Raw genomic sequence first — 18172 nt, 5'->3', positions numbered from 1 at the left:
AAATGGATGCGCTGGAAGAGATATTTGGAAAAACGGCCCAGATGACAGTTCTGAAAAACCTCATCGCACACAAGGATGAATCGACCTATCTATCTGGAATTGCAGATGAGACAGGATTATCACACTCCAGTGTTGCAAGGGTCATCACACCACTTATTAAAAGTAATATCGTCATCGAGAAACCTCTTGGAAAGCAGATCAGGACTTTCAGGCTCAACCTTGAGAGTGAAAAGACAAAGCTGATACTCGATTTCTACGATAGTATCAACAGTCTGAGTGACTGAAAGACCGGTTTCCTTTCATTTTCCTTTTAAAGCGACTCAGTATACTTTTCTGAATATCCCAGCATCTTTTTTGCAAATGTTCCTTCAATATGGGCCAGCAGGTTCAACAAATGGAGAGATGCAAGTCCTACAAATATACCCAATACAGAGAAAAGTACCGATCCTACAAAACTATCCCCCGGTCCACTACCGAAGAAATAGGTCACCGGACTTGTGAGCATTCCTATGGTCAGTGCCACAAGGACCACCATAGTTACAAGTGAGAGGATACCAAGAGGGAATTTCACCAGAAGGAATAGAAGTGCTTTCCATGTTACAGGACTCTTTATCCTGAATATTGCCTTTCCAAGGATGCTCTGGTCAGGAGCAGGCTTCAGGGACATGGGAGCTATCTCAATACCAAGCAGCCATATCGCCATCTGACGTTCAAAGGATGCTATCTCCCACCATGCCAGGAAAACAAGTATCAGAATAGGAATACCTACCCATGCCAGCAAAAGGCCGGAACCTAATGACAGGCCCGTTACCAGGAACACAAAATAAGCTGTGCCGAGCGGGAAAGAGAAAATGAGATAGAGAATGTTCAGATAGGTCTGCTTCATGAAAGCAACCTTTATGAAATTCCACATAGTATTCCTCATCTCAGCCATATATTATCCTCGTTTTTATGATCGTTTTTTATCGTGACAGGTATCTGCCACCTCTGAAGTCCTGATATCACTACTATATCTGATGGTTACTTTCTACTGCCATTCATTGGAACTACCGCTTATCTGCCATACATCTCAATACGCTTTGGCCTTCTTACAAGGAAGTAGATAAGAGCTCCCAGCAGATGAGTGAATATTATCACGATGATCCATATCAGTTTGTCATTCCCTTCAGAAGGTTCCCTGGTCGCACAGTCAATGAGCATCCATATCCAGAACAGGGTACCAAGTATCCCTGCTCCGAAAAAGAACAGGAACATAAGTATCGGGATCCCTATCAATATCTCTTCTAACATTTTAATTTGTCCTTTGATGATCTTTTAATTTATTGACTGGCCTGCTACCTATTGATGCATATCCATATTATACCTATTCGTGCCTTAGAGCATCCACCGGATTCATCCTTGCAGCCTTATTGGCCGGGTAAAGACCGGCAAGAAGACCAACTATGAGTGATACCAGCATACCAGTGAGGATCATGTCCACAGGGAATACGTAAGGAAGACCCATTGCATTATCTGCAAGATAGGCACCTATTACACCCAGGATGATCCCAAGTACACCTCCGAAAAGTCCCACTACAATAGATTCCACCATGAACAGGGACAGAACCTCATAGTTCTTATACCCGAGGGATTTCATGATACCTATCTCACCGGTCCTTTCAGTGACCGTTACCAGCATGATGTTCATAATGCCGATGGAACCCACAATAAGTGAGATCAGAGCAACGGAAGTGAGCAATGATCCAAGTGCAGCAGATAACTGGTCCACCTCTTCAAGGATCTCACCCTGGTCCGTAAGTGCGTAGGGTTTTGCATCCTCATTGTCCAGATCCCTGAAAGGAACACCAAGGTCCCTTGCAAGTCTCTTGTCAAGTTCATCCGTGACATCACCTATAGATTCAAGACTGTCAGCTGCTGCAAAATATCCCCAGTAATAGTCCTCATCCATGATCTCGTTCATGGTTGCGATTGGAATGAAGATCCTTTCGTCAGGTTCGATGCCACTCTGGACGAATGTCGTCTCCGGACTGTCAACGATACCCTTCACCTTGAACTGTTTTGTAACGGTCTCACCGTCAGCTCTTGTAAAGGTCAGTTCGATTGTATTTTTGTCGGAGATCTTGCGGTCGAACTTATCATAGGCTACATCATGACCGATGACTGCCATGTATTTGTCCTTGTCATCGATGAAGGTCCCGCTTTCCATCTGGATATTCCCTACTTCCTCGTAGTCCTCCGAGACACCCTGAACAGTGATCTGCCGCGTGGCGGATATGTATTTGACCTGTGCAACCTCCTGACTCAAAGGAGATACACCCACAATTCCCGGTGTGTTCTTTATGATCTCCATCTCATCATCATGGAAGAGGTTGGATGTCTTTCCTTCGATAATGATGAAATTGTTACCCACAGAACCAATCTCTTCAGTGAAATACTGGTTGAAACTGGCTCCAAGGGAGACGTTGGCTATCACCGCAGCAACACCGATGACAATACCAAGTGTCGTCAGTGCGGACCTGAGCTTTGAGCTGCCGATACTGCCGACAGCCATCCTGAAGGAATGTTTCAGACTCAGCATGATCTGCACCTGCTTTAGTTCTGCTTCCTGCGCTTCATGTAGACCACTGCAGGGATACCGAGGAATGCGATCAGTACAACAGCCATGACTGCAAGGTTCCCGGCATTGCCTTCATCCTCGGTGATGAGGGAAAGGTCACGGACAGCGACCTCTGTGCTGTGCTCATTGATACCGTTCCTGTAATCAACGGTGATAGTAACGGGCACAGACTCAGCATCTATATCGGTTCTGGCATCGATCTCTATGGTGAAGAGCTCATCTGAGTCCATTGAGCCAACGAAGTATTCCTCAGGAGAGAGATCGACACCATCTGCACTGAGCTTTACACTTACAGAGCTGAGGGTGTTAGGGTGCATATTGGCAACATCGAACTCAAGGGTTCCCTCACCATTGACAAGAGTCATTGGTTTGGAAGGTATGACCTTGACAGTTGCAGAATCGACCTTTACAGGGATCCTCCAGTTGTTATTATATGAATATGAATTTCCCACCATTGAAAGGTCAAGATAGTAAGTTCCATCCTGTGCATCGTCAGCAATGTCAACATTGTAGCTCACACTTATCGAATCACCCGGACCTATCACACCGGAGCCAACATAGCTCTCACTTGTGACATCTATCCCATCAACACCACCAAGGGTTGCTGACTGGACACGGGCATTGGTATCGAATTCCTCACCGTCGATGGTGACCGAGCTTTCTGTTGCTGTATTTGTAAGGGTGAAACTCACGGTTCCCGTATCCCCTGGCATGAATACCTCAGGCTCAGAGGTTATCTCCGTGAGTTCGATGGTTCCTTTGCTGTCAAATGAACTGGAACCAACTTTAAGGTCAAAGGAGGACTTGAACCATGAACCGCCTTCATGGACCTGATAGTAGATATCCACTGTACCGGTCCCTACCTTCGCATTCTCATCAACGTAGAGGCGGAATTCATGAACGGCTGCGTCATCAGGAGAAAGTATGCCAATGAATTCCACCGCGTTGTTCTGTGAATCAAGAGAGAACGGGTATTCAGGATCCATCTTCAGGGAGACCGCATCTGCACGACCATAACCTATGTTCTCTATCTTGACCCTAACATCGACATACTCGCCGATCTGGGCCGGGAAGGGATCATAGTCTATAACATCCACCGTCATCGTGGCGGCAGAATCTGCAGAAGCAGGTACCATGAAAGAAGTGCTCAACATCGCTACACAGAGCAGTACATAGAATGCTCTTTTGACCTCATAGATAATCTTCATTACAAACCACCCGTTTCAATTATTACCAATATAGCCGTCCCTTATGTGAACCACCCTGTCTGCATACTGTTCCATTTCAGGATCATGGGTGATCATCACAATTGTACGACCTTTTTTGTGCAGGTCTGAGAAGATCCCCATGATCTCCTCACTTGTCTTTGAATCCAGATTCCCTGTTGGTTCATCTGCAAGTATCAGAGAGGGATCATTTATCAGTGACCTTGCTATTGCTACCCTCTGCCTCTGACCACCTGAGAGTTCCGGTGGCCTGTGACCCATACGGTCATCGAGACCCACCAGTTTCAGCAGATCCCGTGCCCGAGTAGAGGTGTCCATTCCCTTCTTTGTGTTGGAATAAGTTGGAAGCATCACATTCTCGTAGGCACTCAAACGTGGAATGAGGTTGAAGTTCTGGAAAACGAAACCGATCTCAAAACCACGTAGTTCTGCAAGCTCATTATCTGAGATAATGTTCGTGTCCTTCCCCATGAGCATTACCTTTCCATCCGTAGGCCTGTCAAGACAGCCTATCATGTTCATCAGGGTACTCTTCCCCGACCCGGATGGACCCATGATGGCAACGAATTCCCCTTTTTTAATGCACAGGTCTATACCGTGGAGGATAGGCACTTCCATCTCGCCAAGGAAGTAGCTCTTTTTCAGACCCGCGATATCGATAACATTGCCATCATCAGGAACATAAGCAGCGTTGTCAGCCATTTCAACCATTTGTACACCTCAACTTGTCCAACTCGACTATTTATCGTCAAGTTAGTCAATGCACGGCAAATACTTAAACCTTTCCATAAATCGACTGGTTTGAATATTATGCCCATGGATAATTGAGATTGATAAACAAAGAAAAAGCAGGCATCCTAGAATCATCATTCATGTCGCAGAGCTTCCACCGGGTCAAGGTTCGCAGCCTTATTAGCAGGATAGACACCGGCTACCAGACCAACAAATACAGAGATGAAGAAGCCAAGGAAAACAAGATAGAACGGGAACACAGGAGGGATGTTCAGGTAGACTTCCACCACATAGGACCCCACCAGACCCAGTAGTGTGCCGAGTATACCACCAATGACACCCACGGTAATGGATTCCAGAATAAAGAGAGTAAGAATCCCATTCCTCGTATATCCAAGGGATTTCAAAAGACCGATCTCACGGGTCCTTTCGGTGACTGTGACAAGCATGATGTTCATGATACCTATAGAACCGACAATGAGTGCAACTACTGCGATCAGTGTGATGAGGACCGTCAGGGAATCTGCAAGGGCATCGAGTTGCTCTATGATCTCTGCCTGGTCGAAGATGCGATAGGGTTTCGCATCATCATTATCAAGATCCCTTGTAGGAACCCCCAGAGACCTTGCCAGTCTCTTATCCACCTCATCTGCGACCTCCCCCACAGACTCTGCATCCTCTGTCCTTGCAGAGAATCCCACATAATCAGTCACATTGAGCATCTCGTTCAGGGTCGCTATTGGGACATAGATCGTCACATCACGGTCAGGACCACCTGTTACAAAGGTGTTATCCTCACTGGCAAGTATGCCCTTCACACGGAACTTACGGGTCACAGTGGTACCGTCATCACGTTTGATAGTTATATCCATATAGTTCTTGATGGAGACATCCTTGTCGAACTTCTCCTCCGCAACCTCTTTTCCTATGACTGCCACGTACTTGTCCTTATCCGACAGGAAATTACCTTCTTCCACAAGCAGATTCGATATGTACCGGGCATCCTCACCCACCCCCTGCACATCGATCTGTCGGGTTGAGGAGATGTATGTGACAGCAGCTGTCTGTTGATTGAAGGCCGAAGCGCTATCGATACCCGGTGTGTTCCTTATGAGCTCCAGCTCAGCGTCATAGAAGATATTGACATCCTGACTGTATATGATTATGAAATTAGAACCAAGTGAACCCAGCTCATCCGTGAAGTACTGGTTGAAACTTGCACCAAGGGAGACATTCGCAACAACAGCAGCCACACCTATAATTATACCAAGGGCGGTGAGGGCGGACCTCATCTTCGCACTGCTTATGCTTCCAAGAGCGATAATGAATGAATGTCTCAGGTCTATCATGTTCACTCCTTCCTCAGAGCTTCAACAGGGTTCATGCGTGCAGCCTTCCTTGCAGGATAAACACCGGCCACCAGACCCACCAGCAGCGATACGAAGAATCCGAGGAATATCAGGCTTACAGGGAACACGTCCGGCACATCAAGGATATCATTCGCCACCAGAGCACCTGCTATTCCGAGTAATGTACCTAAGACCCCTCCAATCACACCTACTATCATAGACTCAATTATGAAAAGTGCAAGGATATCCTTCTCACTGTAACCAAGAGACTTCAAAAGACCGATCTCACGGGTCCTTTCAGCAACTGTCACAAGCATGATGTTCATAATACCGATGGAGCCCACAAGCAGCGAGATGAATGCAACTGATGTCAGAAGCGATGTAAGCGCTGCTGAGAGCTGGTTGGTCTGCTCCAGTATCTCGATCTGGTCGAACACGATATATGGTTTTGCATCATCGTTGTCAAGGTCCCTGCTTGGAACACCCAGTGCCCTTGCAAGACGTTCGTCCAGTTCATCCCCGGTCTCCCTGACAACCTCGAGGCTCTGTGCCTTGATGAAGAATCCACCATAATCATCCTTGCCCAGTATCTCATTCATTGTCTCGATAGGAATGAAGACACGGATCTCAGGTTCCACACCAGTCTGCGCAAAAGTGGTTTCAGGGTCCGTAACTATACCTTTCACAATGAAAGTCTGGGTGACCACCCCACCATCCTCCCTCCTGAAGGTGATATCGATCGGGTTCTTGACAGATATCTTCTTGTCGAACTTCTCGTAGGCGACCTCGGCACCTATGACAGCAACGTAACGGTCCTTGTCCGTGAGAAATGTCCCTGAATCCAGATCGAAGTTCGCTACTTCATCATAGTCCTCGGTGACCCCCTGAATATCGATCTGTCGCGAGGTCGACATGTAAGTGACCTTCGCCATCTGTTGATTTATTGGAGATACACCCTCAACTCCGGGAGTGTTCTCTATTATCTCCAGTTCCCTGTCAAAGAAAACATCTATGCTCTGGCTATATACAACAATGAAGTTGGAACCCACAGCACCGATCTCATCATTGAAGTACTGGTTGAAACTGGCTCCGAGGGAGACGTTGGCTATGACCGCTGCAACGCCGATGATGATCCCAAGGGTCGTAAGGGCAGACCTCATCTTGGAGCTGCCGATACTACCCAGTGATATCCGTATAGCCTGAGCCGGACTTAACATCAGAGGTCACTCTTGCTCTTTTTTCATCCTGCGTTTGTAAAGTATGTAAGCACCGGCACCGATGACTACCAGAAGAACAAATGCAATGTGGGCACCGGTACCACTCTCATCAGCAACAACATGATGCTGGAGCTGGCGTACATCCACCTGCTCTGTGTGCTCGTTCAACCCGTTCCTGTAATTGGCATTGACCACAAGGTCCACAGGGAAGGAGATGTCCTCCGAGACGGCCTTTGCACTGATCTCTATGGTGAAAAGTTCATCGGCATCCATGGAACCAATGAAATACTCTGAAGGCGAGAACTCGATACCTTCCGCTTCAAGCTCGACACTGACAGAGGAAAGTGTGTTCGGATGGATATTCGCAACATCGAATTCCAGTACAACCTCACCATTCTCAAGGGCCAGAGGTTTTGAAGGTATCACCCTGACAGACGAACTGTCTACCTTAACAGGGATCCTCCAGTTGTTGTTGTATGAATGCGAACTGCCGACTATGGAGAAGTCAAGATAGTAAGTTCCATCAGGGGTATCCTCATCGATCTCGATGTTGTAGGTCAGGTCCACTGATTCACCGGGACCGATAAGACCGTTACCATAGTATGATCCGGTGGTCACTTTCACACCTTCCACGCCATTAAGGGAAGCCGACTGTATCCTGGCATTGGTATCATACTGCTCATCATCGATGGTTATCGTGTATTCCGTGGCGCTGTTCCGGAGCGTGAAGGATATTGTGCCCGTATCACCCGGCATCAATACCTCGGGTTCTTTCAAAGGAGTCCCGGAAAGCTGAAGGGTACCTTTGCTGTCAAAGGTATCCGAGCCTACCCTTATATCGAACTCCTTTTTGAACCATGTCCCACCGGAATCTTCCTGATAGAATACCTCAATGGTCCCAACACCCTGATTTGCGGCTGCATCCGTATACAACCTGAACTCCTCAACTGCTGCGTTATCAGGTGAAAGGATACCGATATTGACAAGCTCATTATCGCTGCTGTCTATAGAGAACGGATACTCCGGAACGATCCTTACGGACAGGTCATCTGCCTTCGCGTAACCCAGGTTCTCAACTTTGACCCAGACAGTGACATACTCCCCTATCTCCGCAGGGATGGGTTCATATTTCAAAACACTCACCTTGAGGTCCGCGCCATCTGCAGCAGATGCATTTGCTGGCATGAAAAGTGATAATATCAAAACGACGAACAGGAAAAGAAGAGCCCTGTCCATCCTGTCCCTGTATTTCCCCAACATTCTCTTTCCTCTTTTTTCTTTAGTTACCGACTATAATACCATCCCTTATATTTACGATCCTGTCCGCATATTCAGCAAGTTCAGGATCGTGTGTGATCATGACTATTGTCCTTCCCTTTCGATGGAGATCAGCGAATATCTCCATGATATCATTCCCGGTTACCGAATCCAGATTACCGGTGGGTTCATCCGCAAGGATAAGGGAGGGTTCGTTTATCAGTGCCCTTGCGATGGCGACCCTCTGCTGCTGCCCACCTGACATCTCAGAAGGCTTGTAGTTCATACGTTCCCCAAGTCCTACCATCTCCACGAGTTCCTTAGCCTTTTTTCTGGCATCGATGCCCGCTTTTTTATTGGCATAGGTTGGAAGCTCGATATTCTGGAGGGTCGTCAGGCGTGGAACAAGGTTGAAGTTCTGAAAAACAAAGCCGATCTCAAGTCCTCTGAGTTTTGCAAGTTCAGGGTCTGAGAGTGTATTGACATCCTTACCCATAACAAGGACCTGACCACAGTTCGGCCTGTCAAGGCATCCTATCATATTCATCAATGTACTCTTACCGGAACCAGAAGGACCCATAATGGCAACGAACTCACCCTGAGCTACCCTCAGGTCAACGCTCTTGAGTATGGGAACATCCATATCCCCAACATGATAGCTCTTGCAAATGTTGACAAGCTCAATTACAGGAGTATCATTGTCTGTATCCGGACCAATATCTTTGTTCTCTGCCACGACTGCACCCTGAAAAACTATCCAACATCCGATAAGGTAGCTAATGGAACACCATTATCTCTGTTTTAAGTAAGTCTGGTCTGAACTTATAAAAATGTTCTTCGCAGACGTCAGGAATGTTCAGTCACATAGGACCAGTTGTGTAGAATTTTGCATTCATATCCAAGTAATAAACTATAAATAACCCAAGGACATTGAAGAGTTTGACTATATATCGACAGATTTGATTATGTAAACTTTTGGATGGTTATTGGCAATTGAAAGGATGTGGAACTTATGTTAGAAGTATTAACAAACCCCAATGGCTTTTTTAGAGAAAAAGCAAATGAACCGATCGAGTGGAAGAACCCACTTATAATTATGGCAGTGTTGATGGTGGTCTCTGCCATAAGTGCGTATACTGTCACTATGAAAGTAATGTCATCGCTACCAGAAGAAGCAGCGGCATTTGCCGGTTTCGGTGCGATAGCAGGTGTTATAGGTGGACTGATCGGTGTTCTTATCGGATGGGTACTCTACAGCACTGTCTTTTACATAATATCACTGCTACTTAATGGGGAAGGGGATTTCAAAAAGCTCATGGCATTCACTTCTTATGGATTCATACCAAGCATTATTGGTTCAATAGTCAGTTTTTATTATACCAATGAAGTGTTCTCAAACATTGACTTCAGTTCTGTCGACCCACAGATGGTACAGGAAATAATATTATCGGATCCTTCAATGAGAATTGCAGGAATTCTCGGCATTATCTTCACGCTATGGAGTGCTAATATCTGGATATTCGGAGTGATGCACTCAAGGAACCTGACCTTAAAGAATGCAGCGATAACAGTCGGAATACCCATCTTGCTACAGGTCCTCTATTCATTGTTCAATCTGGGATTGTTGGGATTATAAGGAACACTAAAATGAAACGAATTATATTGGCCATGATACTTCTGGTCACTTTCTCTTTACCCGGGGCTGCAATAACTGAAATAAGACCTACATTTACTGTTGATTATAGTATCGAACCAGAGTATTTCATGCCCGGTGACGTGGGAACAATAACCGTCACGCTGGCTAACATGGCAACAGGTGAAAAATATGTCTCAGAAGATGAGGAAACACTGGACATGAATGCATATGTAGCCAGTGCCAGTCTTGACGGGAACAGCAACCTTGAGATACTTGACAAGAGCTACACGGATGTCGGACTTCTTGGCCCGGGTGACACCCTGAAGCTAACATTCACTGTAAAAGCCATGGAAAATGCTGCAACAGGAGTTCATTTCACTGACCTGACAATAGTGGGTGGTAGTGATATGAATGACTTCAATTACCGTATTCCCGTGAAAGTGGATGACAGGAATGTAAAAGTCATCGTATCGAACCTTCCGACAACCCTGATGAACGAGGTCTCCACTGTCAGTGTGGATGTCGTCAACAGAAGACCGAACGATGTAACAAGCGTCATTGTCACCCCATATGCAGAAGACATGACGTTCAGTCCTTCCGACTATTTCCTAGGTAGTGTTCCTGAAGGTAACAAGTCCACAGCTACATTCACACTCAATACAATGTCCTGCGAGGAAGGGTACAGCAATGTATCGTTCACAGCCACATACTTCAACGGCGACAATCTCCACAGCACAGAGACTGAGACAAAGGATGTAAGGATCATAAAGCAGTCACCCCTCATCTTTACAGGGATAGAGATCGAGAATTCAGGAGGCAGGTACACTATATCAGGGGACCTGAACAACTTCGGGACCACAGATGCAAAGAATGTAATGGTCTCTATAGATGATATGGAAGGTGTGGAACCTGTACAGCCTTATGCCAATTATTTCATCGGCACACTGGAAGCAGATGATTTCAGCAGCTTCGACCTCAGTGCCAGAGTGACATCGAAAGAGGTCACTGCAATACCTGTACTCATCGAGTTCAGGGATCCTGATAATGCATACACTACCATAACCCAGGAAATTGACCTTGGATCAGGTAATACCTACTCCGGCAATGATGAAGAAGGAAGTTCATTGGGAACATGGCTCATTGCAGGAATTATCGCAATTGGAGTTCTGGCCCTGATAGGATACTCATGGAAAAAGCGCAGGGATGAAGAAGGAAATGAAGGGAATGAAGAAATTGAAAATGGGGAATCTGTCCCTGAAGATGAAGAGTTCATAGAATAAGCGGTGTCCTTATGCAAGACCTGCAACATCCGATAGTAGAACTGCAAGATGTGAAACGCATATACACACTCGGTACTAACAGGATATATGCCCTGAACGGTGTCAGCATTTCCATCGAAAAAGGGGACTTTGTAACCATTATGGGCTCTTCAGGCTCAGGAAAGAGCACTCTTCTGAACATGATAGGTTGTCTTGACCTACCTAGCTCTGGAAAGGTGAAGGTCAACAACGTGGACCTCTCCAGTCTTGATGATGACGGCCTTACAGCCATCCGCAGGAACAATATCGGATTCATCTTCCAGCAGTTCAATCTCATACCGACGCTCACTGCCATTGAGAACGTGGAGATACCCATGATATTCAACGGTGCCTCTCCTGCAAAACGAAGGAAAAAAGCTCTTGAGATGTTGAAGAAAGCAGACCTGCCACTGGAATTTGCAGAACATAAACCCAATGAGATGTCAGGCGGACAGCAACAGAGGGTCGCCATTGCAAGGGCGCTGGCTAACGAACCTCCCATCCTGCTTGCTGACGAACCTACAGGAAATCTGGATACGAGGACCGGACAGAACATAATGAAATTACTGAAGGAACTCAATGCAGCCGGAACCACTGTGATAGTTGTCACACACGACCCTAAGCTGGAAGAATACTCACATACGACCATCAGGATACAGGATGGGGAGGTCATAGGGTGAAGCTTACAGAAAAGATCCCTTCCTTTCTCAGGAACAACATGTATGCTGAACTGGCTAAGAGAAATCTGAAACGCCAGTCTGTCCGTACAATACTTGCAGCCATCGGCATCATAATCGGTGTTATCGCAATCTCCTCAATGGGAATCCTGGGTAACAGCCTGAAACTTTCCGTTACCGATTCTTTTGCAGACATAGGAGACAAGCTCATAGTCTCCCCTGCCCCCGGAGAGGACTATATCACAGACAGGCAGGTGGACCAGATATATAAGGTAGGGAACATCGAAAGCGTGATACCGGTGATAGCCGACGGAGAGATGATCGAGCACCGGAAGGATGGGATAGATATCCTGTTATATGTTTCAGTCTATGACATCGAAAAAGACGATCTTGAGAAACTTGTGGAACTTGAAGAGGGAAGATATTTCAAACCGGGTTCCACAGACTGTGTAGTGGGTTCAAGTGTAGCTGAGAATCTGGAGATCACTCCCGGGCAAAAAATAGAGATAGATGACACTAAACTCAGGGTGGTAGGGATCCTGAAAGAGAGAGGAATGGGATTCGACATCAGCACTGATACCGGCGTATTCACCTCATCAGAGATGTACGAAAAACTATACCCTGACGAAGATGAAGGTTATGATCAGGTCATAGTTGTCGTCGAGAACATAGACGAGATAGATAACGTTGCAGATGAGATAGAGGAACGAATCAACAAAAAGGATGAACTTGTCACAGTCTTTGCAACTAACCTAATCACTGAAAGCCTTGACGATGTTTTCAGCTCCATTTCACTTTTCCTGATGGGAATAGGATCTATATCGTTGCTGGTTGCAGGTGTCAGCATACTGAATGTAATGCTTATGTCCACAATGGAACGCACAAAGGAGATCGGCATCATGAAAGCTGTGGGTGCATCCAGAAAGGATATACTGAAGATGTTCCTGCTGGAAGCATTGTTTCTCGGGGTCATCGCCAGTACGGCAGGTGCAATACTCACCATTGGAGGAAGCTATCTTGTTATGGTGCTTGTTGTAAAGAACACCTCGTACCTGCTCACACTGTCCAGCATGTTCTATGTGATAGAAGGATTCTTCTTCGGCATTGCAACAAGTCTTGTGGGAGGAATGTATCCCGCATGGAAAGCATCAAGGATGAAGCCGCTTGACGCATTGAGATACGAATAAGGGAAGCATTTTTCGTCCCCCGGCATCACAGATCGCTATAAATACTATCAAAAATAACTTTATCTAGATACAGGAGCCACTACATGAGAACTGCCTTTTTGTCCCTGACAGCTATCCTGCTGATCACTTCATTTGCAGGACTTTCCTTTGCAGCAGATTGCGGATCAGATAGCTATGATGTCAGTGTTACGAACATCTATGCTGACCTGGAGACATGCGATATCACACTACACAGTTCAGAACCTGTCAGTGACCTTGAACTCGAAATGGTGATGGAACATGAAGGCAGTATACTTGACAGAAGGACTTTTTCCATCGAAACGATCACACCAGATTCTGACGTAACAAAGGCATTTGAATGGAACACCGACGATAAGGGAGACGGGAAATATACTGTCAGTACAGGTATCTCAAAGAATGGCTGTACTGTATATGAGAATGCATATAGTTTTGTTAACGGGAGGCAGACCATAGCAAGGGTCACTGTTGACGATCTCGTCCCTAACTCACAGGGCTTCAGTGTCATGATAACTCCGCTGGAAGCCGTAGTGGTAGATGTGGAATACATGCTCATCGATGGTTCCGACGTGATATATTCCGGCACCGGGAAGAAGATATCAGTCCACACCCAGCCAATGGAAGTGACAGAGGACTGGAACGTACTGCTGGAGAACAACAAAGAATACACCGGCAGGATAAAGGTCAAACTATACTCACCTGAGGAGAACTACATAGCCCTTTCCCAGGATTTTGTGGCACAGGATGATGTATTCATCAGTGACACATACGAGGATGATATCGGTGCCAGTGCAACCGTTGACGGTCTGTCACAGGTACCTTTTGAAGGCTCTGTAAGGTTCACGGTCTCAAAGCAGGATGGAAATGGAGAAACTATCATCGAGTCCGTTACTCAGAAGTCACCGGTACTTCTCAATGGAGATGATGAGACTGTAGAGACCATATGGGAAGAAAGGCTGACCACCGGAGTATACTCACTTGTGACCGAGGTCATTGGAAATGACGGTGACATCCTCGATGTTGAGGAAAGTATCATCGAGTCGGATTACGAAGCATCTGAGGAGACAGATGCAACAGACACTGAAGAAGCTGAGGAATCCCCTGGATTCATGCTCCCCACTTCACTTATTCTTATTGTAATTGCTGCCCTGATGATATCCAGACAGAGATGAATCTGGAAATGAAAGGCCTAAAAGGTGTGACCAATGAGATATGAACTGTTCATTGCACTTCGCCATATAAGAGCAAGGAAAAGACAGACCATTCTCTCAGTCGCAGCCATCGGAATAGCCGTTATGATACTCATGGTATCACAGTCATTCATGGCAGGGTTCACACAGGAACTTTACAGCAAGACCGTTGATAACCTGCCTCATGTTGTTGTATCACCACAGGACGGAGATGACTATATCCATCTTTACAGGAACATAGTCGAGAAGATCAATGACATCGATGGCGTTGTTGCTTCCTCCCCATATCTGATAGGAGAAGCTTCTTTCAAATACAAGGACAATACGAAGAATGCTGCACTCAAAGGGATATTACCGGCACAGGAAGATGCTGTTGCACACACAAAAGATGACATTGTAGCAGGGAACTACGATGAACTCACATACTCTGACAGGAGCATCATCATCGGGGACACCTTCGCAGAGGATATGGAACTCGATATTGGAGATAGTGTGGAAGTATCCTTTCCAAACGCTAACCCGGTCTCTTTGAAGGTTGTAGCTATATATGACACAGGAACCGCACTTGATGAAAGTCTCACATATACATCCCTGAATACGGCACAGGATTTCTATGACAGCGAGGATGTCATTAATGGCATATCACTGAGACTGAAGGATTTCAACAGGGACAGGGAGATAGCGCAGATCATAGAGGATAACGGGTACAAAGCCGACGGCTGGACGGTGAACAACCCGGAGATATTGAGGACCATCGCGATAGAGACCGTATCCAATAATGTTACGCTTGGGTTCATTCTCCTGATAGCATCTTTCGGTGTGGTGAGCACGCTGAACATGGTTGTCATGGGAAAGGTGAGGGAGATAGGGATACTGCTGGCAATGGGCGCCACAAAGTCCAATATCCGATTCATCTTCCTTGTTGAGAGCGGAATACTCGGGCTGGCAGGAGCGGTTCTCGGAACGGCAGCAGGTATTGCCCTTGCATTATCCATTGGAAGTTATCCGCTTCCTGAAGGAGTGTACGGACTTGAGGTCATACCCGTGGTTGTCAGGATAGGTGATGTGCTGACAATCATCACAATAGTTTTCCTGCTGAACCTTATTGCAGGTATCTATCCTGCGCAGAGAGCAGCCAGTCTTGACCCTGTGGAAGCCATCTCCACGAGATGAGAAGAGACAGGGACCTCATTTTCAGGTTTCTTCCTTGCTCTACCCTTCTTTATACCAGACTATCCCTCCGAACCTGCAACGTGATATCTTCCTTTTAACAAGAAGGTAATAAGCTATCTTGAAAGCTGCGTAAAGGTGGAAATAAAAATAGAAGAGCGGTTTTGAATAGAGACCACCGGAAAGGATGATCTCTTTGTCGTCCTCAACAGAATCATCTATGAATTTTATCACACCATCTGTCCCGGATACCTCGAACACGGTACCCTGTTCCATTCGCGGACCTATGACCACAACATCCTTTTCCATGCCATCAGCAGCAAGGCTCCCCTCAATAAAACCATAGTTGAAAATAGTGGGAATAGGTGACATGAACTCTTTGATAAAGACCGGACCTTCCCTGTGGTATTTAGAAAAGCTATATTTTGGTGTCTCGATCAAGATCCTCATGTAACCTAATTGGTGTGAACGATGATAAAAACATAGGCAAAAAAATAAAAACATAGTAAAAACATAGGAGGCGAACGGGTAAGGGGGGTTGAATGCACAGGTATGGTGACATTAGAGTGTATTGGAGAGGTACTAAAATCTAACCCGTTCGCAAACATACAAACGACATATTAGAATATAAACCTTTCGTACAAATACGAACTAACTTCCCCCTTTAAATAAGGAAGAGGTCTGCATCACTCACTTTCGATAGCCTCTACCGGGTCAAGAGCCGCTGCCCTTCTTGCAGGATAGACCCCGGCAACGATATTGATCAAGAAGGAGAAGATAACTGCATATGCATAGTTCATGATATCGGTCTTGAGAGGAAGGGTCGTCAAACCGAAGTACATCTCACTGGGAAGATCTATCTGGTAGGATGCCAGTGCCGATGAGATGAAATAACCCATCACACATCCAAGCATCACACCCATTGTTCCGAGGATAAGGGATTCTATCAGGAAGATCATGGTTATGTTCTTCTTCGAGGCACCCATTGCCTTCAACATACCGATCTCCCTTTTCTTATCCATGACAACTGTAAAGAGGGTATTGGCAATACCAAATCCGGCTATCATATAGATCAGACCATAGTATATCCACACGATAAGCCCCTGCGTGTTGAGAAGGTCGAGTATCTCCTTGTTAGCCTCGATCCAGCTCTGAGCATCGAGGTCCGTATCTTTTTCAATAGAATTCGCTATCACATCAGCCTGGAAAGGGTCCGTGACCCTTATGTTGATGCTGCTGGCAACACCGTTCTCATCAAAGAAGTCAAGGGCAGGGTCGAACCTGACATATGCAACTGCCTCATCACTGGACGAGCCGGTATCGAATATGCCTATGACCTTGAAAGATGATTCACCAAATCCCGGCATGATGACATCGACATTGTCACCCATGACAACTTCCAGGTCCTCTGCAAGATTATCACCGATCACTATACCATTGTTGCTCCTGCCCAATGCGAACAGGTCACCTGATACCATGTCATCGGAGATGCGCATAACAGCATCCTGTGCAACAGGGTCGATACCATTGAGATTCACACCTTCGGCATTGTCCTTGTGACTGATGGCTGCCTGACCCACAAATACAGGAGATACAGCCTCAACACCATCCATTGCAGCTATCTGTTCCGAATAATAACTGTAGAAATGCACATAATCCTCATCCGGATCGGACGAGGTTACAACGATATGCGGGGAATTCTCCACCGTGGAATCGACCAGTTCCTCTGTGAACCCCGTCATCATGGACATCAGCACCACGATAACAGCTATGGCAAGAGCTACTGCGAACACTGCAAAGAATGTAAGGCGTTTCCGCGCACTTATATGCCTAAGGGCTATCTTCAGTTCGAACATGGAATGCTTCCAGCAGTATGTAGCTGACTGTTGTAATTACTGCAAGTATCAGTATAATATTACTATTCCATGAAAATACAAAAGAATAACCCGGATTGCTATCGCATGGTCACTGATGCGATAACGCAAGCTCGATACCAATGACAGAATAGATGCCAGCTTTCGCCCAGTTGATCCTCTTACCCAGACCGGGTCTTTCCATTATACGGGTCCCAATCATACCGGCGAAGAACGATACTATGAAGAAGACCATAATTGCCTGTAAAAAGAACACGGCATCAAGGAATATCATTTGCATGGGGATGTTACCGGAATCAACACTTACGAACTGAGGCAGGAAGGCAAGGAAGAACAGTGATACCTTGGGATTGAGGATGTTCATGAAGATACCTCTCCTGTAGAGCAGAGGAAGTTCTGTTTCCCTTAATGATCCCAGGGATGTAAGGGCACCCTCTTCACGAATTGCATTGTAGGCAAGATAGAGAAGATAGATAGCTCCTGCATATTTCAGGATGGAGAACGCCACTGCAGAGCTGTACAATATCGCAGATACACCCAATGCTGCCGCAGTTGTGTGGAACAGCAGGCCGGTACACAGGCCGGATGCTATCGCCATGCCTGCCTTCTTTCCCTGTGATATGCTCTGGGTGAGGACAAAGAGAATATCCGGACCAGGGAGGAGGGTGAGAGCTACCGAGGCTGCGATGAAGTACAGGAGTTGTGTGGGTTCTATCAATGACTC

Annotated in this window: 19 protein-coding genes; 7 read left to right on the top strand and 12 right to left on the bottom strand. The window is 46.2% G+C overall.

Features of this window, described 5'->3' with window-relative positions; translation table 11 throughout:
* Nucleotides 1-2: 2 nt before the first annotated feature.
* Nucleotides 3-284: a MarR family transcriptional regulator gene (locus tag V7O63_RS05185; protein WP_340820447.1), complete on the top strand. Its 282-nt coding sequence runs from the start codon at nucleotides 3-5 to the stop codon at nucleotides 282-284.
* Between the two features lie 26 nt (nucleotides 285-310).
* Here V7O63_RS05185 and V7O63_RS05180 read toward each other — a convergent pair whose 3' ends face one another.
* The 9 genes from V7O63_RS05180 to V7O63_RS05140 form a co-directional block, all read right to left on the bottom strand.
* A complete protein-coding gene (locus V7O63_RS05180) occupies nucleotides 311-934 on the bottom strand; it encodes a sensor domain-containing protein (protein ID WP_340820446.1) in 624 nt (207 codons plus the stop codon).
* A gap of 119 nt (nucleotides 935-1053) precedes the next feature.
* Nucleotides 1054-1290: a PLD nuclease N-terminal domain-containing protein gene (locus tag V7O63_RS05175; RefSeq protein WP_340820445.1), complete on the bottom strand. Its 237-nt coding sequence runs from the start codon at nucleotides 1288-1290 to the stop codon at nucleotides 1054-1056.
* Nucleotides 1291-1363: 73 nt separating this feature from the next.
* Nucleotides 1364-2578 (bottom strand): ABC transporter permease, encoded by a 1215-nt coding sequence (locus V7O63_RS05170; protein WP_340820444.1) that lies wholly within the window; start codon nucleotides 2576-2578, stop codon nucleotides 1364-1366.
* Nucleotides 2579-2592: 14 nt separating this feature from the next.
* Nucleotides 2593-3825: a COG1361 S-layer family protein gene (locus V7O63_RS05165; RefSeq protein ID WP_340820443.1), complete on the bottom strand. Its 1233-nt coding sequence runs from the start codon at nucleotides 3823-3825 to the stop codon at nucleotides 2593-2595.
* Nucleotides 3826-3840: 15 nt separating this feature from the next.
* Nucleotides 3841-4545: an ABC transporter ATP-binding protein gene (locus tag V7O63_RS05160; RefSeq protein ID WP_340820799.1), complete on the bottom strand. Its 705-nt coding sequence runs from the start codon at nucleotides 4543-4545 to the stop codon at nucleotides 3841-3843.
* 164 nt (nucleotides 4546-4709) lie between these two features.
* Nucleotides 4710-5924, bottom strand: a complete 1215-nt coding sequence (locus V7O63_RS05155) for an ABC transporter permease (protein WP_340820442.1) — start codon at nucleotides 5922-5924, stop codon at nucleotides 4710-4712.
* A 2-nt stretch (nucleotides 5925-5926) separates the two neighbouring features.
* The gene (locus V7O63_RS05150) at nucleotides 5927-7141 is read right to left on the bottom strand and encodes an ABC transporter permease (protein WP_340820441.1); all 1215 of its coding nucleotides are present in this window, start codon (nucleotides 7139-7141) and stop codon (nucleotides 5927-5929) included.
* Between the two features lie 6 nt (nucleotides 7142-7147).
* Nucleotides 7148-8401 (bottom strand): COG1361 S-layer family protein, encoded by a 1254-nt coding sequence (locus tag V7O63_RS05145; protein WP_340820440.1) that lies wholly within the window; start codon nucleotides 8399-8401, stop codon nucleotides 7148-7150.
* Nucleotides 8402-8420: 19 nt separating this feature from the next.
* A complete protein-coding gene (locus V7O63_RS05140) occupies nucleotides 8421-9134 on the bottom strand; it encodes an ABC transporter ATP-binding protein (protein ID WP_340820439.1) in 714 nt (237 codons plus the stop codon).
* 276 nt (nucleotides 9135-9410) lie between these two features.
* Between V7O63_RS05140 and V7O63_RS05135 the strand changes: the two genes are divergently transcribed.
* The 6 genes from V7O63_RS05135 (at nucleotide 9411) to V7O63_RS05110 (ending at nucleotide 15577) form a co-directional block, all read left to right on the top strand.
* Complete coding sequence (locus tag V7O63_RS05135; protein WP_340820438.1) at nucleotides 9411-10034, top strand: Yip1 family protein; 624 nt, start codon at nucleotides 9411-9413, stop codon at nucleotides 10032-10034.
* Nucleotides 10035-10045: 11 nt separating this feature from the next.
* Nucleotides 10046-11314: a hypothetical protein gene (locus V7O63_RS05130; protein ID WP_340820437.1), complete on the top strand. Its 1269-nt coding sequence runs from the start codon at nucleotides 10046-10048 to the stop codon at nucleotides 11312-11314.
* 11 nt (nucleotides 11315-11325) lie between these two features.
* Nucleotides 11326-12012 (top strand): ABC transporter ATP-binding protein, encoded by a 687-nt coding sequence (locus V7O63_RS05125; protein ID WP_340820436.1) that lies wholly within the window; start codon nucleotides 11326-11328, stop codon nucleotides 12010-12012.
* Complete coding sequence (locus V7O63_RS05120) at nucleotides 12009-13196, top strand: ABC transporter permease (RefSeq protein ID WP_340820435.1); 1188 nt, start codon at nucleotides 12009-12011, stop codon at nucleotides 13194-13196. The genes V7O63_RS05125 and V7O63_RS05120 overlap by 4 nt, the downstream gene beginning before the upstream one ends.
* Before the next feature lie 83 nt (nucleotides 13197-13279).
* A complete protein-coding gene (locus tag V7O63_RS05115) occupies nucleotides 13280-14386 on the top strand; it encodes a hypothetical protein (RefSeq protein WP_340820434.1) in 1107 nt (368 codons plus the stop codon).
* A 33-nt stretch (nucleotides 14387-14419) separates the two neighbouring features.
* Nucleotides 14420-15577 (top strand): ABC transporter permease, encoded by a 1158-nt coding sequence (locus V7O63_RS05110; protein WP_340820433.1) that lies wholly within the window; start codon nucleotides 14420-14422, stop codon nucleotides 15575-15577.
* A gap of 39 nt (nucleotides 15578-15616) precedes the next feature.
* On the opposite strand, the gene V7O63_RS05105 is transcribed toward V7O63_RS05110, so the two are convergent.
* From V7O63_RS05105 to V7O63_RS05095, 3 genes are all read right to left on the bottom strand, one after another.
* Nucleotides 15617-16024: an inorganic diphosphatase gene (locus tag V7O63_RS05105; RefSeq protein WP_340820432.1), complete on the bottom strand. Its 408-nt coding sequence runs from the start codon at nucleotides 16022-16024 to the stop codon at nucleotides 15617-15619.
* A gap of 236 nt (nucleotides 16025-16260) precedes the next feature.
* A complete protein-coding gene (locus tag V7O63_RS05100) occupies nucleotides 16261-17430 on the bottom strand; it encodes an ABC transporter permease (protein ID WP_340820431.1) in 1170 nt (389 codons plus the stop codon).
* A gap of 109 nt (nucleotides 17431-17539) precedes the next feature.
* Nucleotides 17540-18166, bottom strand: coding sequence for a LysE family translocator (locus V7O63_RS05095; protein ID WP_340820430.1), 627 nt, complete (start codon nucleotides 18164-18166; stop codon nucleotides 17540-17542).
* Between the last annotated feature and the right edge of the window lie 6 nt (nucleotides 18167-18172).

The sequence above is a fragment of the Methanolobus sp. WCC4 genome, from assembly GCF_038022665.1.
In the GTDB taxonomy this organism is placed as follows: domain Archaea; phylum Halobacteriota; class Methanosarcinia; order Methanosarcinales; family Methanosarcinaceae; genus Methanolobus.
Note: the sequence above shows the minus strand (reverse complement) of the source record. Positions and strands in the feature narration are given on the sequence as shown.